General features: G+C 40.0%; 15 protein-coding genes. 8 read left to right on the forward strand and 7 right to left on the reverse strand.

Going from position 1 to position 18,187, the window contains the following annotated elements:
• Window positions 1-218: 218 nt before the first annotated feature.
• A complete protein-coding gene (locus AC21OH_RS08260) occupies window positions 219-1,214 on the forward strand; it encodes an LpxL/LpxP family acyltransferase (RefSeq protein ID WP_487370947.1) in 996 nt (331 codons plus the stop codon).
• Between the two features lie 194 nt (window positions 1,215-1,408).
• On the opposite strand, the gene AC21OH_RS08265 is transcribed toward AC21OH_RS08260, so the two are convergent.
• Window positions 1,409-3,280: a calcium-binding protein gene (locus AC21OH_RS08265; protein WP_491139531.1), complete on the reverse strand. Its 1,872-nt coding sequence runs from the start codon at window positions 3,278-3,280 to the stop codon at window positions 1,409-1,411.
• A gap of 404 nt (window positions 3,281-3,684) precedes the next feature.
• Entirely contained in the window at window positions 3,685-5,559 is a 1,875-nt protein-coding gene (locus AC21OH_RS08270; protein ID WP_491139533.1) for a calcium-binding protein, read from the reverse strand.
• A 386-nt stretch (window positions 5,560-5,945) separates the two neighbouring features.
• Here AC21OH_RS08270 and trpS point away from each other — a divergent pair, with 386 nt between their 5' ends.
• The 5 genes from trpS to rluB all read left to right on the forward strand — a co-directional run bounded on the left by trpS (window position 5,946) and on the right by rluB (window position 10,969).
• Window positions 5,946-7,040 (forward strand): tryptophan--tRNA ligase, encoded by a 1,095-nt coding sequence (gene trpS / locus AC21OH_RS08275; RefSeq protein WP_487370936.1) that lies wholly within the window; start codon window positions 5,946-5,948, stop codon window positions 7,038-7,040.
• Between the two features lie 95 nt (window positions 7,041-7,135).
• Window positions 7,136-8,005, forward strand: a complete 870-nt coding sequence (locus tag AC21OH_RS08280; protein WP_486535645.1) for a segregation and condensation protein A — start codon at window positions 7,136-7,138, stop codon at window positions 8,003-8,005.
• A gap of 88 nt (window positions 8,006-8,093) precedes the next feature.
• Window positions 8,094-8,765, forward strand: a complete 672-nt coding sequence (scpB, locus tag AC21OH_RS08285; protein ID WP_487370935.1) for an SMC-Scp complex subunit ScpB — start codon at window positions 8,094-8,096, stop codon at window positions 8,763-8,765.
• A 103-nt stretch (window positions 8,766-8,868) separates the two neighbouring features.
• The gene (locus tag AC21OH_RS08290; protein ID WP_487370934.1) at window positions 8,869-9,852 is read left to right on the forward strand and encodes an alpha/beta fold hydrolase; all 984 of its coding nucleotides are present in this window, start codon (window positions 8,869-8,871) and stop codon (window positions 9,850-9,852) included.
• A gap of 262 nt (window positions 9,853-10,114) precedes the next feature.
• The gene (rluB, locus tag AC21OH_RS08295; RefSeq protein ID WP_491140417.1) at window positions 10,115-10,969 is read left to right on the forward strand and encodes a 23S rRNA pseudouridine(2605) synthase RluB; all 855 of its coding nucleotides are present in this window, start codon (window positions 10,115-10,117) and stop codon (window positions 10,967-10,969) included.
• Window positions 10,970-11,066: 97 nt separating this feature from the next.
• Here the strand turns inward: rluB and AC21OH_RS08300 are convergent, their stop codons facing one another.
• Together AC21OH_RS08300 and AC21OH_RS08305 are read right to left on the reverse strand one after the other, a co-directional pair.
• Complete coding sequence (locus AC21OH_RS08300) at window positions 11,067-11,684, reverse strand: hypothetical protein (protein WP_487370933.1); 618 nt, start codon at window positions 11,682-11,684, stop codon at window positions 11,067-11,069.
• Between the two features lie 117 nt (window positions 11,685-11,801).
• On the reverse strand, window positions 11,802-12,389 hold the full coding sequence (locus tag AC21OH_RS08305; protein WP_487370932.1) for a hypothetical protein: 588 nt from the start codon (window positions 12,387-12,389) through the stop codon (window positions 11,802-11,804).
• 146 nt (window positions 12,390-12,535) lie between these two features.
• On the opposite strand from AC21OH_RS08305, the gene AC21OH_RS08310 reads away from it, so the two are divergent.
• A complete protein-coding gene (locus tag AC21OH_RS08310) occupies window positions 12,536-13,129 on the forward strand; it encodes a LysE/ArgO family amino acid transporter (protein WP_486535555.1) in 594 nt (197 codons plus the stop codon).
• 261 nt (window positions 13,130-13,390) lie between these two features.
• Here the strand turns inward: AC21OH_RS08310 and AC21OH_RS08315 are convergent, their stop codons facing one another.
• The 3 genes from AC21OH_RS08315 to AC21OH_RS08325 form a co-directional block, all read right to left on the reverse strand.
• Window positions 13,391-14,041 (reverse strand): MarC family protein, encoded by a 651-nt coding sequence (locus AC21OH_RS08315; RefSeq protein WP_486535556.1) that lies wholly within the window; start codon window positions 14,039-14,041, stop codon window positions 13,391-13,393.
• Between the two features lie 228 nt (window positions 14,042-14,269).
• Complete coding sequence (nadC, locus tag AC21OH_RS08320; RefSeq protein ID WP_487370931.1) at window positions 14,270-15,184, reverse strand: carboxylating nicotinate-nucleotide diphosphorylase; 915 nt, start codon at window positions 15,182-15,184, stop codon at window positions 14,270-14,272.
• Between the two features lie 360 nt (window positions 15,185-15,544).
• Entirely contained in the window at window positions 15,545-16,657 is a 1,113-nt protein-coding gene (locus AC21OH_RS08325; protein ID WP_487370930.1) for an NUDIX hydrolase, read from the reverse strand.
• Window positions 16,658-16,955: 298 nt separating this feature from the next.
• Here AC21OH_RS08325 and nadA point away from each other — a divergent pair, with 298 nt between their 5' ends.
• On the forward strand, window positions 16,956-18,158 hold the full coding sequence (gene nadA / locus AC21OH_RS08330; protein WP_487370929.1) for a quinolinate synthase NadA: 1,203 nt from the start codon (window positions 16,956-16,958) through the stop codon (window positions 18,156-18,158).
• Window positions 18,159-18,187 lie beyond the last annotated feature (29 nt).

An 18,187-nucleotide genomic window follows, 5' to 3' on the forward strand; every position in this document is an offset into this window, starting at 1 on the left:
ACACCGCATCAAGCACTACCAATCAGACGTCAAAAACGTCTGAGGACAATGCTGTTCAGCAGTTTAAACCGTCAAACACAGGTTCGGGTCATACCAAAATTAATACAGTCACTTTAAAAGATACAAAAAAGCATACTGAATCAGCAAAAGCTGGGAGCGCGATTAACAGTCAAAATTTTGGGCAAGGTCAGCCAAAGCCTATACCAATCCCTTCTGGTATGCCAAGTATCACTGAAAACCACAAACAAACCTACGTGACTGACAAACGTCCTTTTGAATGGTCATTCCTACATCCAAAGTATTGGAGTACTTGGCTAATTTTGGGACTTATACTTCCTTTGATTTATCTACCCTTACGTTTTCAATTTTGGATAGGTCGTAAACTGGGTATTTTAGTCTATACAGTTGCTAAGCGCAGACAGCGTGATACGTTAGTTAATCTTAAACTTGCTTTTCCAGAAAAGTCAGCAGAAGATCGTGAACGCATGGCAAAGCAGGTTTTTGTCAATCAAGGTATTGGTATTTTTGAGACCTTATGCGCTTGGTTTCGTCCTAATGTCTTCACACGTACTTTTTCAATATCAGGATTTCAGCACATCGTAAAGGCTCAAAAAGAAGGTCGCGGTGTTCTGCTATTGGGTGCTCACTACACCATGCTTGATCTAAGCGGTCGATTATTCGCTCAGTTTGCCCCCTTTCATTGTATGTATCGTCCGCAAAATAATGCGTTGCTGGATTGGTTTGTCTTCAATGCACGGCGTCATATGTGTGAAGAGCAGATTAGCTATCGCAACATGCGCGGTCTTGTTAAGAGTCTGTGGGAACGCAATATAGCGTGGTACTCTGTAGATCAAGATTTTGGTTTAAAACATGGGGTTATGGCGCCCTTCTTTGGGGTGCCTGCAGCTACTATTACCTCCCCGCGCCGCTTGGCTGAAATCGGTAAAAGCTCTGATCTAGAACCTGCACTTATTGGTATGCACTGTTATCGGCAAACGCCTGACAAATTACCTCGTGGTAAACGTCCGCATTATCATATAACGCTTACCCCACCACTTGAAAATTATCCAACAGAGGATGAAGTCGCAGATGCCACGAGCATTAATGAGATGCTTGAAGGCCTAATTCGTATTGCGCCCACGCAGTGGATGTGGTTCCATAAACGGTTTAAACATTCTGAAACGGGACGCTCAAAGTATTATGACGAGTCTTAAGGTTTTCAAGCTATACAAACATTATCGCTGATGGTATCCATACGCTTATTTAAATAACTTAGAAGTTTAGAATAGGAAAAGACGACAGAATTAATTCTGCCGTCTTTTTAAATGGTCATGTTAATTAATAAATAAACGTCAGCTCAATAAAGCAGCGCTCTAGCAATAAAAAAAGTTTGATATATAAACCAAGTTTAAATAATGATTGAATGACTGAGCACCTCATCTAAATGAGTATTAAGTACCGTCAATTGCTCGCCGCCATTTAAATTAATCATCACATTATCCACAACTTGAGCAGCGTGGCTTACAAGGTCAGAAACATCTTCAAACAAATCCGATGAAAATTGAATAATATCAATGTACCCAACGTCATTATTAAAATCTACGATAGTATCCGATTCAGAATCCTTATTGATAACAAACACATCATCACCAATGCCGCCTATTAATTCATCGTCACCAGCACCCCCATTTAAGACATCGTTGCCTTCTGCACCATACAACCGATCATTACCACCGAGTGCTATTATGACATCATCACCTCTACCGGCATGCAAAGTATCTTCGCTTTGAGTACCTTTGATACCGTCATCTCCTTCACGAGCGAAAACAATTTGACCAGCTAGCTCATCATCTCCGATAGTGCCTTCTTCGTGATCTAAAAAGCTTTTTTGACCACGTTTAAACCATTTCATAAAGAAACGACTGTCTTGTAAGCCACTGTTGGTAATGTCGTAATTAGAATAATGACTGAATACCTCATTTTGAAAGCTGACAGATTCCACGTTGTCTGCTTCAACTAAGTTAATGCCATCTTTATCAACAAAGAATAAGGTGTCATCGGACATTTTGTACATGTCCCAGTCACGACTACGCCCTTCTATTCGTACTTCATCATTACCCGTATTGCCATCGATATGATCAACGCCGATGCCAGCTCTGATAATATCATCACCTTGACCACCATCTATATAGTCATAGTTGGTGCCACCCGCTATTTTGTCGCCATACTTTGTGCCAATTAAAAAAGCTGAGGTGCCAAAGTGGCTTGAAGTAGGCGATGCATCATCTTCAACCCAAACCCTATTCCGTTTTGAGGCAGACAACTGGGACACTATCACGGTGCTATCTTGCTGAGTATCGTCATAAAAAGAGGAGCTGATAACGCGATTTATCGCATCCGTAGTAATACCATTTATATGAGTATAGCCACCAGACAAAAGGTTTATAAACGAAAAGGGGCTAATATCCCAAAGGGGTGAGGCGTACCAGTCGTTAAACAACACAAAGTTGTCGACACTACTACTAAAGTCTTTATCGGGATTAACAAGGCCAGGGTCTGTGGCTTGAAGAGCTGATAAAAAATCAGGTTCATTACCGGTAAAACGATGCGTGACATCATTCTCATAACCAACGTTTAAGACCACATCACTATTGTCATAAATTGTTGGCACGGCATGCCCGATGTAATCAGAATCGGTAAAAAAGCCATCTACGATGTTTTCTCGCTCTGCTGCCAATACGTTGGTAATGGATGCGCCTAAACTATAGCCACTAAATACAATATCTGATGCTTCAAGACCATTTTCTAACGCATAGTCTCTTACCATCTCTAAAATAGGCTCATACAGCTCAACACCCTCACGCGTATTCAGGTTAAAAAAGTCAAGTATGTCTGTTAGAGCATTAGTGCCCGCTACATTAAAGTTAATACGGACTAACTCTCCAGCATCATCATACTGACCAAAGATTTTAGCTTGAGGTCCTGGCAGAACAGTACCACTATAAAGACTTGGAATGGAAAAATAGCCAACTTTATCCACACTATCTTCACTTACGCCAAAGTCTGAAGGTGTCAACTCACGCCATCCATCGGGAATACCCACGTCAATAGTATTTGCAGAATAGTCGCCTAATAGTCCACCAAATGAGTTTAGGGCATCTACACCAGGAATAAAATTAAATAAGTTATACGAGTTGGTATATGCAGCGAGTTTACTGGTGTCTTCTACAAGTCTTGTAGATTCTTGAACAGAGTAGTTTTTATAATCGAACATACCCATAAAAGTGCATCCTTACATAGTTTGGGAAGTGGGGAGTGGAAAATTTGAGATATTATATAATGAGGAAATTGTATTCATGCAATAGCGTTTAATAATTAAGTACGCTATCGAGTGAAAGTATTATTCATAAATTTAGAATAAGCAATTTAAAGGTTTAATTAAGACTATACTAATAATAATAGATAACAATTTGTAATGATTTAAAGTTTTTGGTGCACATTTTAAAATATATATCGTGATCTAGTCGTCGCCACAATTTATTATTTTATCTACAAGTATAGTAATTTATTATCAATTTATTAATGTTTACTTCCTTCAAAATAAATTAAAAAACCTCAAACACATTAGTACTTGAGATTTTTGTTCAGTATATATAACTAGCACTTTAAATTAGCAATACTGATTTAAATAACGACAGCACAGCTTAACACGTCATCAACCATGCAGTTTTCAACCGTCAATACATAGTCATTGCCAAGCGCTACTGAAACATTGTCACCGTTTTGACTGGTTTGAGCGCTAAGTCCACTGACATCACTAAATAGGTCTGATGAGAACTGTAGCATGTCTGTATAACCTGCATCATTGTTAAAATCTTTGATGACATCATTTCCAGATAGGGCATCGAAAACAAAGGTATCATTGCCAACGCCACCGATTAACGTATCATTTCCCGCACCGCCATCAATAACATCATCGCCTTCAGCGCCATAGACACGATCATTACCACCCATCGCCATGATGACATCATCGCCACGTCCTGCATGTAAGATATCGGCCTGGCTAGTACCGGTGACAGTATCGTTACCTTCACGAGCGAAAACAGTTTGACCAGCTAGCTCATCATCTCCGATAGTGCCTTCTTCGTGATCTAAAAAGCTTTTTTGACCACGTTTAAACCATTTCATAAAGAAACGACTGTCTTGTAAGCCACTGTTGGTGATGTCGTAATTGGAATAATGACTGAATATCTCATTTTGGAAGCTTACAGATTCCACGTTGTCTGCTTCAACTAAGTTAATGCCATCTTTATCAACAAAGAATAAGGTGTCATCGGACATTTTGTACATGTCCCAGTCACGACTACGCCCTTCTATTCGTACTTCATCATTACCCGTATTGCCATCGATATGATCAACGCCGATGCCAGCTCTGATAATATCATCACCTTGACCACCATCTATATAGTCATAGTTGGTGCCACCCGCTATTTTGTCGCCATACTTTGTGCCAATTAAAAAAGCTGAGGTGCCAAAGTGGCTTGAGCTTGTAGGCGCATAATCGTCCTCTACCCAAACTCTGTTTCGTTTTGAGGCAGACAACTGGGACACTATCACGGTGCTATCTTGCTGAGTATCATCATAAAATGAAGAGTCGATAACACGTGAGATGGCATCGGAAGTAATGCCATTAACATGTGCATACCAACCGGTTGCTATGTTTATAAAAGAGAATGGGCTGACATCCCATATAGAAGACGCGTATACGTCATTATAGAGCACAAAGTTGTCAGTAGAGCTACTAAACTCTTTATCCGGATTAACAAGGCCAGGGTCTGCAGCTTGAATGGCAGATATAAAATCAGGCTCGTTACCAGTCACACGGTGAGTCACATCGTTTTCATAACCGACGTTTAAGACCACATCACCATTATCATAGATTGTTGGCACGGCATGCGCAATATAATCAGAATCGGTAAAAAAGCCATCGACAATATTTTCTCGCTCTGCTGCCAACACATTGGTAACAGATGCCCCTAAACTATAGCCACTAAATACCACATCAGTAGCATCTAACCCATTATCAAGGGCAAAATCACGGACCATCTCTAAAATAGGCTCATACAGCTCAACACCCTCGCGCGTATTCAGGTTAAAATAGTCAAGTATGTCTGTTAGAGCATTAGTGCCTGCTACATTAAAATTAATACGGACTAACTCTCCAGCATCATTATACTGACCAAAGATTTTGGCTTGAGGTCCTGGCAATGCGGTGCCCGTATAAAGACTTGGAATGGTAAAATAGCCGGCATTATCGACACTATCTTTACTGACACCAAAGTCTGAAGAGGTTAACTCACGCCATCCATCAGGAACACTGACATCAATAGTATTTGCAGAATAGTCGCCTAATAATCCACCAAGTGAATTTAGGGCATCTACACCAGGAATGAAATTAAAAAAGCTAAATGAATTGGTATATGCAGCCAGTTTGCTGGTATCTTCTACAAGTTTTGTAGATTCTTCAATAGAGTAGTTTTTATAGTCGAACATGCCCATAACGTGTATCCTTACGTAGTTGAGGGAGTATGATAATTGAGTTGGTGAAGGAAGAGGTAATAGCTTGTATGCAATAGCGTTTTATCCTTAAGTACGCCATATCACTCAAGTATTATGTAAAAATTTCAAATAATCAACTTAAAAATTTCATAAAGATCAGATTAATATCGATAGATAAGTAATTAGGAATGGGTTGAAAGATGATAAAAACCTCTTATGCTTGATAACTTTTGAACTCTCATTCAGAAAAACTACAAAGATTTGATATACTGTTGCATTACATATTTAGTAACTTATTCATCCGTTGAAAGTTATCTATCAACCTTAATTCATTAACTCCTTACCCATAATAAATCAAATAAGCTATTATATAAATCGGGAACATTATGAGCCACACTGACGTCAATCAAACCCAAACAACCTCAGCAGACAGCCAACCTAAACGTGTTCTTACTGGAGTCACAACAACGGGTATCCCGCATTTGGGAAATTATGTCGGCGCTATCCGCCCTGCTATACGGTCCTCACAAAATCGCCTGAATGATCAAGACCAGTCGTTCTTCTTTTTAGCAGATTATCATGGCATTATTAAATGCTATGACCCCAAGCAAATTCATGAGTCAACCAAAGCGATTGCTGCAACGTGGCTGGCTTGTGGTTTAGATCCAGAAAAAGTCGTGTTTTATCGTCAATCTGACGTGCCCGAAATACCTGAGCTTGCATGGGTTTTAAATTGTTCTTGCTCAAAAGGGCTAATGAACCGTGCTCATGCCTATAAAGCAGCGGTTGATGCCAACTTAGAGAAGGCCAATGTCGACGCTGACCATAATATTACCATGGGGCTATTTGGCTACCCTGTTTTAATGGCTGCAGATATCTTGATGTTCAATGCTACTCATGTGCCTGTCGGACGCGATCAAATCCAACATATTGAAATGGCGCGTGATATTGCCGGCACCTTCAATCATAAGTACAAAGACTTATTTACCCTACCGTCAGCAGTCGTTGATGATGACATACCCCTGTTGACAGGTCTTGACGGTCGCAAAATGAGCAAAAGTTATGGCAATACCATTCCTTTATTTGGGGAATACAACCCTCAAATGGACGCCGAAAAGCAGCTTCGCAAAGCGGTGATGCAGATTGTCACAAACTCACAAGCACCAGAGGAACCCAAAGACCCCGACGATTCGGTGATATTTGAGATTTATAAAGCGTTTGCGACCCCTGAAGAGGTTGCCGACTTACGCTCACAGTTTGAAGCCGGTATTGCTTGGGGCGATGCCAAGCAAATCCTATTTGAAAAGATCAATGGCGAAATTGCGCCCTTCCGTGAGCGCTATTTTAAGCTAATGGCTAATCCAAAAGAGCTGGAAGAAATACTACAGATGGGGGCGGATAAAGCTCGCCGCTATAGTCGTAAACAACTGGACAAGACCCGCCGAGCTATTGGTATTAAGCCATTGGCAAAGCTAAAGTAAATGTTGGGTGATCATTAGCGACTCCACTCACTTAAATTAAGGTAAATAAGGACTTGAATACGCTCTCAGGGAACTTGAAGCAGCAGGCAGTACAGATTGATAACGACTCTGAATCTACTCCTGCAAACGAGCTTAGTGTCCGGATCTATACCACGCCTGTGCAATCATTGCCTGAGGATTTATATATCCCACCTCAGGCGTTTGCAATTTGGTTAGAGCAGTTTGAAGGACCACTAGACTTTTTACTGTATCTGGTAAAAAAGAATAATTTTGATATTACAGATACCGCTATCTTGCCCATTACAGAGCAATATCTGGCGTATATAGATGAGCTAGATGCCGATCATTTTGAGTTGGCAGGTGACTATCTGCTAATGGCCTCTACTTTAATTGCTATTAAAACTGAGCTGCTATTACCTGCTCCAGAGAAGGTTGATGATGAGCGTGACCCAAAAGCTGAATTGATTTCACGTTTAGAGGATTACGCTCAAATCAAAGAAGCCGCTCGTCGTCTTGATACCTTAATACGCCTTGAGCGTGACGTGTTCTTAGCCATGACTAGCTTGCCTGAGCCCGAAATTATGGCCGCACAGTTACCCAGCTATCCTGCCGAGATGTTAGTAGAGAGTCTGCTTAAGATGCAATTAAAGCCTGACTATCAGATGCATAATATTAAAGTAGACCCAGTGCCATTATCGGATCGTATCGCTAGTATTAGTCGTCAGCTGAGTGCACGCGGTGAAGGCTCATTTGTAGAACTACTTGATAACCGTCAAGGACGATTGGGCGTAGTGGTCAGCTTTGTCGCTGTACTTGAACTGATGAAAAGACAGTTTATAGAAGTAATTGAAAACATAAGTGTTAATGAAGACGTTATAGACAATAAAACCGTGATTCTTGAGTTAGATAACCAAACCGATAACAGCGACACCCTATCGACTTTAAAACTGCGCTGGGTGGCTTAACTTAAGTCTTAGTCCATTAGCTACTTTCTAATCCTATTTAAGTTCAACACCTTTTCCAATTTTATATTTTAATAGCCAGTAAATTTTAATGCCGAAATTAACCAATGACCCTATGAATATCAAAGCAGAAGCAGATAGCACTCTTGATTCAGCAGTTAAAAAAGCAGAAGAAGCAGCAACCCCATCAGAAATACCCTCAATAAAACAGTCTGCAAATAAGGATGAGTTAACGACGTTCAATCGTTATGATTTATTAAGCCGCCGGATTGAGGTACTATTACACGCTTCAGAAACGCCACTAACTGCCAGCCAGCTTAGAAAATTTTTATCCTTGTCCAAGCAAGAATTAGAAACTGCACTGGTAGTTTTGCAGCAGCGACTGAGCACAGGGGTGTTATCTTTAAGCGAGTCAGCCAGTGGATATCGACTGCAAATACGTAGTGAGTATAGCGCGCTTATACAAGAGGTTTTCCCGCAGCGGTTGGAGAATTTAAGTCAGGCGTTGCTTGAAACCTTAAGCGTCATTGCTTATAAGCAGCCAGTCACCCGTAGTGATATTGAACAAGTGCGCGGCGTTACTGTCTCAAGTAATATCTTAAGACAATTGTTCGATAAAGGCTGGATAATTGAGAAAGGCTATCGCGAAACTTTAGGTCGCCCTGCTCTACTTTATACAACGCCTGAGTTTTTGGACGCTTTTGGGTTAGAGGGTCTGGCTCAGCTTCCACCTTTGCCAGAATTGAATCTGACACGTGATTAGTTGATACTTCTTATTAGTTGATACTTCTTATTAGTTAATACTACTATAGGGTATCCTGTTACATGGAGTACAGCCCACTACTTATAAGGATATAAGATACTTGATGACCATAAATAAAACCCTAAACTTAGTAACTACGACTGACAATCAACAGATAGCGGTTTGGAAAATAAACGATGCAGATGTCGTCGCTGAGCAAGCTGAAAACAAACTTTATTATGAGCAAAAGCAAACCATATTGTTTGTGCATGGTGCGTTCTCAGATAAAGGGGTATGCTTAGGGATTGCCAGTTATTTTGCCTCGTTAGGGTTTCAGTGCTACATCATGGAATGGCGCGGTCATGGCAGTAGCAGCAAACCGCAAACCGGTTATAATGTGGAAGATATTGGCCTTTATGATGTGCAAGCCACATTAAGCTATTTATTGAACGATCTTAAATTAGAAAACCTTCACTGCGTGACTCATAGTGGTGGTGGCATTTGTTTGACGATATGCTTAACTCAATATCCTCAGTTTGTTGACAAAATAAATAGCATTACTATGTTTGCTTGCCAAGCCTTTGCTGCCGCAAGCACTCCATTACACTTCGTAAAGTTAATGACTCTAAAGGCCATTACTCGCAAGCTTGGGGTTGTCAAAGGCAAATCTCTTAAGCTTGGTACCATGAATGAAAGCTATTATCTACTGTCGCAATGGATGGACTGGAATTTAAATCAGAACTTCAACAGCTATACACCTACCCCTATTAAACAGCAGCTATTACGTTCGACTGCTTTGTGCTACAAAGGACATAACCTTAAAACTCCTAATACGATCACAACCTCTCAAATTCTCGATTATTGCAGTCTTATGCCAAACATTACTACGCCAATCTATGCTATATGTGCTGCAGGTGATACGATCGCGCCTCCTAACGGCTGTCTTCAATACTTACAGGCTTTTAAAAAATCCAAAAACCGGTACCGAGAGTTTGCAGTGGCTAAGGGAGATTTAAACGATTATAACCATACAAGTGTATTTTTAAGTCGTCATGCTGCTAAAGAGGTCTGGCCAACGGTTTTGGACTGGGTTACTAAGCACAGTTAGATTCTTATTTAAGAACCAATAACATTACTTATATTTTATTTAACCCTACAATATCTTAATTGACGTATAATGCACTTCTAAAATCAGTCAATCCTGATTAAAAACTTATCTACATTGTGAAATGTAGCCACTCACCGATTCAAGGATGCATACTATGCCTCATTCAAATCAAAACGATATTAATCCTCAAACCACATCAACGCCTTCAACCACTCAGACCAGTACAGCTGGTACGGAAAAACTGCAAAAAGCCTTAGCCCGTATGGGACTAGGTTCACGTCGTCAAATGGAAGAAGTCATTAAGTCAGGTCGAGTTTCTATAAATCAAAAGCCTGCAACTATTGGCGACCGCGTAGAACAAGGTGATGAAATTCGTGTTGATGGCCGTTTAATCAAGTATAAATCTGAGCGTGAAAAACGTCGCCGTGTATTGGCGTATTACAAGCCTGAAGGTGAAATTTGTTCGGCTAATGACCCTGAGGGACGTACCACAGTATTTGAACGTCTACCAAAGCTAACCCATGATCGCTGGATTATGGTTGGCCGTTTGGACATCAACTCTACGGGTTTATTATTATTTACTAACGATGGTGAATTAGCGCATCGTTTAATGCACCCGTCTAATGAAATTGTTCGCGAATACGCAGTACGTGTATTGGGCGAATTGACCCCTGAAATGATGAGAAACCTAACTGATGGGGTTACCTTAGAAGATGGCTTGGCCAAGTTTGAAGACATTAGGCAAGGTGGCGGTGAAGGCGTTAATAAATGGTATCACGTTAAGCTTAAAGAAGGCCGTAATCGTGAAGTACGCCGCCTAATCGAATCTCAAGGTCTTAAAGTGAGTCGCTTATTACGCACCAGTTATGGTTCAGTGGATTTACCGAAAGAATTGCGTACGGGACGTTTTATTGAACTCGATAGAAAAGAGATTCACCGTTTGATTGATTTGGTAGGTCTACGCCCTCGTGAAGACATGGGCGTGCACGGCAAAGCGAAAGAGAAAAAAGAGCGCTTTAAAAAGAAACCGCTCAAAGCTCGCCCAGCTCGCAGCAACTCTAGAACTCGTAATAATACTTCTAATATAAGTTCTGGCAACCGCGGTAGCAAACGTTAAATTTGACTTTGTATAAGTTAATGTTTTAGATCTAAAAAGCCCTTAGTTTATGACTAAGGGCTTAATTTTGGGTTTATATAATTGATCATTTAAGCGTTTACTTTCGCTGTTCTAAATAACGTTGCATCACTTGCAAAGCGTCACTTTGACAACTCTCTAACAAGCCATCAAGTTTGGTTTCGATTTTAACCAGTATTTCCTCAAGCAATCCTAATGCACGTGCCTCATTATCACTGATTTGGTTTTCACTGATTAGAGCTCTATTTTTTGAGGCGGATGATATAGACTTTGTTTTGCTTTTACTTTTAGCTATATGCTCTGTTTGTTGCAGCATTTGCTCGTGATGTGCAATACGTTGATAACTGTTTATTAGTTCTGGCAATCGGGTTTGTAGCAGTTTACTCACCAAAAACTCATCTTCAGAAATGGCAGGCGTTTTACTGGCTGCAATTGCTTCATTACGCCACTGCTGAAAAATATCCGCTTTGCCATCAATACGTAAAAGCTGCTGAACCACGACAGTCGGTAAGCCATTAATTTGATCTTCAGTTAAAGTAAGCTGCAACATAGGCGGTGGTGCTAATTGTGCAGGGTCCACATACTCAAGCTTGCCCGGTGTAATACCTACCGCGCGGTGGAAAGCAAGCCATCCTTTTCGGCCAACATAGCCTGTAGCTACTATTGCCAATATGCCAGCCCCTATAAGCACACTCATTAAAACCCTATACTCCTACCTGTTAATTTATCTGTATACTCTATTTTCTAACTATACTGCTGTTTATAATAATGCTATAAAAAAATAAAAAAACTTTTGAGTTTAACTTTTTAAAGTTTAGTTTTCGAAACGTTGCTGTAAATAGCGATTGGTTGCTAATAGCTTTTGACCATCTTGATGGTATGCAGCATCTAACAATCCATCAAACTGACTGTCTACTGTATTCAATACTTCCATTAAAGCTTCTCTACCAGTCATATTCGAATTTTTGATCTTAGTGGTATCAGCGCGGCTCTCTTCACTGCTTTTTTCTGCAGAAAGCACAACAGTTTTATTGGGTTTGCTATCTAAGTCATGAAGGCGTCGATAATCAGCCACAGCTTCAGGGATGTGAGTGTCCATAACTTTTTTTATCATGATATAAGTTTCAGTTACCGCATCTGTATCATCAATCACACCGTCGTTATTGGTATCTCCATAAAGCGTTTTTAACTTCTCACCTTTGTCATTGATGACATCTAACTTCTGCCTTACGTCAGTAGGTAGACTCTTCTCAGGGATATAACCCAACTCTGGCATCGATTTATACTCAAGCATTTTTGGTTGAGTTAATTTTTTGATACCACGATAGCCTAAATATATTCCAGTTGCTGGTAGCAAACCGTATAGTATAAACATCAGTACCATTGCCGTTGCTTGAGTCATATTACCATCCTTAAGTTTTTAACAATTATTTGAGGAATTAAACTCATTTTAAGCTAATCTCCATTATAATTAAGCTTCCATTAAATTTTTTAGTCAAATTTATAACTTCATGACCCTATTTTAATAATTTACCCTGAGATAACTAGATGGATTATGTATCAGGCTTTGCCCTGGGCTTATCACTTATATTAGCAATTGGTTCACAAAATGCTTTTATTTTAAAACAAGGCTTAAAAAGACAGCATGTTTTCGCTATATGTTTGTTTTGTGCGGTATCAGATGCTTTATTAATAACAGCTGGAGTCGCTGGATTTGGGAGTATTACCGCTAAATATCCCGATGTGGTAAATATTGCAAAACTTGGCGGCGCTTTATTCTTATTAGTCTATGGATTACTAAGTCTTTATGCCAGTATTACTAAATCTCATGCCTTAACTCAAGATACCCAAAATGTAGCGAGTCTAAAAAAAGCCCTTCTTTTATGTTTTGGATTTACTTGGCTCAACCCGCATGTTTATTTAGACACTTTAGTCTTAGTGGGAATGGTATCTACTGGCGCAGACAGTAAACTGTGGTTTGGATTAGGTGCAGTGAGTGCATCGTTCGTGTTCTTTTTTTGCTTGGGCTATGGGGCAAGACTATTATCCCCTCTGTTTACTAAACCTAAAGCATGGAATATATTAGACGCCATGGTTGGGATATTAATGCTTTATTTGGCATGGCATTTATACAGCAGTTGACTCGTCTAGTTAGTAACAGAACTATTTGGTTGATTGATTTATTTATTTTTTACTTAAAAACCCCACACAACTTATTTCAAATCGATGTAAGCTGGTGCTTCAAGCCTAGCGTAATGTATTTTTACCCTGATACGCTGGGCTAAAACCCCAGCCTACGTCAAGAGTTGAAAGTGAGGTATAAAAAAGGTCTCTGCAAATCTACTGAGACCTTATTAATACCATGATAGATGCAATCAAGAGGGACATCTAAAGATTGTAATCCTACATGAGCTGAGGAAAAATAGTTCTTAAACCACTGACTAATATCTCAATAGATACTGCAGCCAATAACATCCCCATCACCCGGCTTATAATGTTTAGACCCGTATCGCCTAAAAAGCGGCTGAGTCTACCTGCAGCCATTAAAGAAATATAACAAAATATAGCGATAATAAGACCAGATACGATAATAGCAAGTTTTTGTTTCCAAGATGTCACTTGAGAAGAATAAATAATTACCGTAGAAATACCCCCAGGCCCGATAATCATAGGTATAGCTAGAGGAACAACTGCAGCAGCGATATTACCCTCCATAGGCGTCCAGTCCGTCCATTCATCCCATTCCACATTATCTTGATCTGGTTTAACCGGGTTACCCTCACCATTCATCATGTTAATGGCAATTAAAAATACCAAGATACCGCCCGCTACTTGGAAAGACCCTATCGAAATCCCTAAGGCACGAAGAAGCAATTCACCGGCTATAGTAAAAAAGGTGATGGTAATGAACACAGTAGCTACCGCAACTCTAGCGAAGCTACGTCTATCGTCGGGTTTAAACCCACGAGTAGAATCTAGGAATAAAGTCAAGGCACTAAATGGATTAATTAGTACCACAAATGCCAAAATTATTTTGACAATTTCGGTGTCCATAATGGGCGCCTCAGCCTACAAAAAGTGGCGATTTTAACACATACATTAAATTGTAAAAACCCTAGCTTATAAGGTTATCAGCCAATTGTGTATCTTCAATGTATCATATTGCAACATAAACCAAGTGAGACCTTATCGCATAGGTAATATCATATAATTAATATCGAATATTCAAATCGCATAAATAAAATACAACATTGTACCCAAAAATAGATATTAATTAGTACTTTATGCAGAAAAGTCCATACCAATATCTAGCGCTTTAGTACTATGAGTTAAATATCCCATAGCTATAAAATCAACCCCAGCTTTGGCGACTTCTACCACTTTATCTGGGGTGATGCCCCCTGAAGCTTCGGTCTTAATGCGACCACTTGGATGATTTTTGCATATTGCTACCGCTTTACTTAATGTTTCAGGACTCATATTGTCCAATAGTACCAGCTCTGCACCGGCATCAATAGCTTGTTGCAACTGCTCTAGAGTATCAACCTCAATCTCAATAGGTATTAAATGACCTGCCAATTGTTTTGACTGAGCGATAGCATTAGCAATGTTACCGGCTATCGCAATGTGGTTGTCTTTAATTAAGATGGCATCATCTAATCCTAAACGATGATTACGGCCACCACCGCAGCGCACCGCATACTTTTGCACTGTTCTTAAACCAGGTATGGTTTTACGAGTACAAGTTATTTGTGCCGGATAATCGGCAACCAAATCTACTACTTTTTTAGTTGCCGTAGCAATACCGCTTAAATGGGTCATAAAATTCAACGCCGTACGCTCAGCGGTTAATAACTTGCGGGCATTACCACTAATGGTTGCCAGAGTCTGACCGGCTGTAACCCAAGCACCATCCTGAGTGTGTGCTGTAAATTCGATAGAGGCATCCACTTGAGCAAATGCCAGTCTTGCTAGATCTATACCGCACACTACACCTTCATCGCGGACAGTCAATGTCAGCGTTGCTTGCTTAACTGCTGGAATAGTCGCTTGTGAAGTGACATCTCCTCTACGACCTAAATCCTCTATGAGTGCAGCTTCAACTAAAGGCGCTAATATGACATCATTTAAAGGGGGCTCAATGGTATTCTTACCTTTATTGTCAAGTTTAGCGATGTTATCAATAGAAGCAGGCATAGGTGGTCCTTAGCAGTTATATAGATTGGTATATATAGATTATTATGGTAGTCAGTTTTAAATATAACCTAAAAATACTAAAAACAAATAAACTTTAAACTCACATATCATATTTAAACTTGTTTTAATAATACTCATTATGAGCATAAATATAACGGAGATAAAAGAGATTAGCAATATATTATCTTTTATTAATTACTGCAAAGGTCGATTAAAGCCGTTTATACATACTTAGTTGCAGCCCATTTTGCATTGCAAATTATCATTGCAATAGCTATATATATTAATATCCCTACCTATTGAGGGCATAATAATTTAAGACCTATTTATTTAAGACCTATTTATTTAATGCCTATTTATTTAACGATAGCTACTCTTAGGCAGCTTACTGTCCATCAGTAAACTCTGTAAACCTATATCAAAACGGAAACGATACAGTTTAGCGGGTCTTCCTCGACCTGTTTGGCTACTATTACCTGTGGGCTGTAGTAGATCTTGGCTTTCAAGCAGCCGTCTAAAGTTTTGTTTATGTAACGGGACGCCAGACAAAGCTTCGACACTTTGCTGTAGCTGTAACAGGGTGAACTCTTCGGGCATTAACCCGAAAATCAGAGGACGATACTCAATCTTTGCTCGTAATCTTGAAATCGCAGTGGCAATCACCCGTCGGTGATCATAGTACATAGGTTCGCCGATGACTTGTTGCCAATTATTAGGAAGCTTGGTGGCATTATATTCTGGAGACTCTGGCAATAACCCAGCTTCATATAACATCTCATAACGCAGAAGCGCGTGTTCGGCCACCCATTTATTAAACATCTCTTTGGCCGAGCTGCTATGACTGTCTTTACTAGCCATCACCTCTTTAAAATCTGAATCTTGCTCCCAATCACCACCCCAACATAAATAAATACGCTGTAACCGCTTGGTTCGCTCTGTACTGATTTTTGCTGATTCCGCCCATTTTTTAAGCTTTTGGATGATTTGAGTATTATTATTTTGTGGTTGTAGATGGTTTTCCCAAGGAAAGTAATCGTACCAATCTCGCCAGCGCGCCCCATTTTCAGAACTCAATTGAGAGGAATATTGAGTAGCATTTGAGCGATAGTCATCGCTGTTTTTAGACGTAGCTTTTTGAACTGCTTCTTGTCTTGCTTCTTGTACGGCCTCTTGTACTAGGCCCATGTAACTGACATACACTAAAGCATGACCGTCTTTGTTACGACGGTTGGTATCGACGAAGGTATAAAGCTGTTCAATATATCCTAAAGGTTGTTGTGTCTGTTCTTCTACCCATTGACGCACCCCTGCTTGCAATGAACGGTGCAATGGCATAAGCGGCCCATTAGGCAATAACTTACCCCCATCTACGGTAAGAACTCGGGCCCGATTATTGGTTATTGCAATAAGTACCGCTACCACCTCGGTGGTACCACTACCTTCGCTGTGGGCGTGTGAAAAAGACAAAGTCATATTTATTATTAATCTAAATAATATTTATTATTAATCTAAATAAAGCGTTGCTGACAATTTAGATGATGCTATTTTAGTGCTGCTATTTTGAGGGTTTTGCAGTTCATAAAACCTAATCTATTAGTATATCGTTTAATCTTTACAATTACACTACGACTAACTTAAACACTACTTGATAAACATCACCTTAAACTCTAGATAAAAAAATTCTTGTAATTATGCTCAAAATGAGCATAATTAGAGTACACCTTTTGGAAATAGCTATCTATTAAATTTTAACCGTGTAATAGGGATTATTATGACAGCCTCTCAAGCCAGTCCAGTCTTCATAGATAAAGTAAGAACAGCAGAAAAAGTAGAGCTCTTTGCCTATGACGCCCCTACTATTTCGCAAAGTAACCATCCGTCTAAGGCTAATAATATAGCAATCGAGTATGCGCAAGCTAAGATACCCGCAGAGCTTTCTCGTAGTGAACGTCAACAAGTTGTCGCTAATATCAAACGTTTATTAAAACAACACAATGCGGTACTAGTAGCGCATTATTATGTCGATCCTTATATTCAAGATTTAGCCCTTGAGACTGGTGGCTGCGTTGGTGATTCCTTAGAGATGGCCCGTTTCGGTAAAGAGCATGAAGCCGATACCTTAGTAGTTGCTGGCGTTCGCTTTATGGGCGAATCGGCAAAAATTTTAAGTATGGAAAAGACAGTACTTATGGCTGATTTAGAGGCAGAATGTTCGCTCGATTTAGGCTGCCCGATTGATGAATTTAGTGCATTTTGTGATCTACATCCCGACCGCACTGTGGTGGTCTATGCCAATACCAGTGCTGAAGTTAAGGCGCGTGCTGATTGGGTCGTAACATCATCAGTTGGTTTAGAGATTGTCACTCATCTGCATGAACGTGGTGAAAAAATTATTTGGGGTCCTGACCGCCACTTAGGTAAGTACATCCAAAAAGAAACCGGCGCTGATATGTTGCTATGGCAAGGCTCATGTATTGTTCACAATGAGTTTAAAGCTAAAGAGTTACATCAATTAAAAGCCGATTACCCCGATGCGATAGTCTTGGTACACCCAGAGTCACCTGACAGTGTGGTGCAATTGGCAGATGTGGTTGGCTCAACCAGTAAATTATTAAATGCTACCAAAGAAATGGACGCTAAAACCTTTATCGTCGGTACTGACCTTGGGATATTGCACGAAATGCAAAAGCAGTCACCGGATAAGCTATTTTTGGCAGCACCGACTGCTGGTGAGAGCGCTACATGTAAAAGCTGTGCTTTCTGCCCGTGGATGGCAATGAATGGTCTAAAAGGTATTGAACAATGCTTAGAAGAAGGCACAGGTGAAATTCATCTAGATCCCAAATTAGCAGAAGCTGCCTTAAGACCTTTGCAGCGTATGCTCGATTTCGCTGCTGAACAAAAACGCCGAGTGGCTGCTAGTGGAGATTTTATTAAGGATCGTGAGCTATTTAAAAATGTAGGCGCAGCGTAATTGTACATACCGCTTAATTTATAAATTTG

The organism is Psychrobacter sp. CX10 (genome assembly GCF_057621575.2).

Bases quoted from the DNA above. Each gene is read 5' to 3' on its own strand.
- AC21OH_RS08260 (WP_487370947.1), top strand. From the start codon at position 219: ATGCCAAGTATCACTGAAAACCACAAACAAACCTACGTGACTGACAAA.
- AC21OH_RS08265 (WP_491139531.1), bottom strand. From the start codon at position 3,280: ATGGGTATGTTCGATTATAAAAACTACTCTGTTCAAGAATCTACAAGA.
- AC21OH_RS08270 (WP_491139533.1), bottom strand. From the start codon at position 5,559: ATGGGCATGTTCGACTATAAAAACTACTCTATTGAAGAATCTACAAAA.
- trpS (WP_487370936.1), top strand. From the start codon at position 5,946: ATGAGCCACACTGACGTCAATCAAACCCAAACAACCTCAGCAGACAGC.
- scpB (WP_487370935.1), top strand. From the start codon at position 8,094: ATGCCGAAATTAACCAATGACCCTATGAATATCAAAGCAGAAGCAGAT.
- AC21OH_RS08290 (WP_487370934.1), top strand. From the start codon at position 8,869: ATGACCATAAATAAAACCCTAAACTTAGTAACTACGACTGACAATCAA.
- rluB (WP_491140417.1), top strand. From the start codon at position 10,115: ATGGGACTAGGTTCACGTCGTCAAATGGAAGAAGTCATTAAGTCAGGT.
- AC21OH_RS08300 (WP_487370933.1), bottom strand. From the start codon at position 11,684: ATGAGTGTGCTTATAGGGGCTGGCATATTGGCAATAGTAGCTACAGGC.
- AC21OH_RS08305 (WP_487370932.1), bottom strand. From the start codon at position 12,389: ATGACTCAAGCAACGGCAATGGTACTGATGTTTATACTATACGGTTTG.
- AC21OH_RS08310 (WP_486535555.1), top strand. From the start codon at position 12,536: ATGGATTATGTATCAGGCTTTGCCCTGGGCTTATCACTTATATTAGCA.
- AC21OH_RS08315 (WP_486535556.1), bottom strand. From the start codon at position 14,041: ATGGACACCGAAATTGTCAAAATAATTTTGGCATTTGTGGTACTAATT.
- nadC (WP_487370931.1), bottom strand. From the start codon at position 15,184: ATGCCTGCTTCTATTGATAACATCGCTAAACTTGACAATAAAGGTAAG.
- AC21OH_RS08325 (WP_487370930.1), bottom strand. From the start codon at position 16,657: ATGACTTTGTCTTTTTCACACGCCCACAGCGAAGGTAGTGGTACCACC.
- nadA (WP_487370929.1), top strand. From the start codon at position 16,956: ATGACAGCCTCTCAAGCCAGTCCAGTCTTCATAGATAAAGTAAGAACA.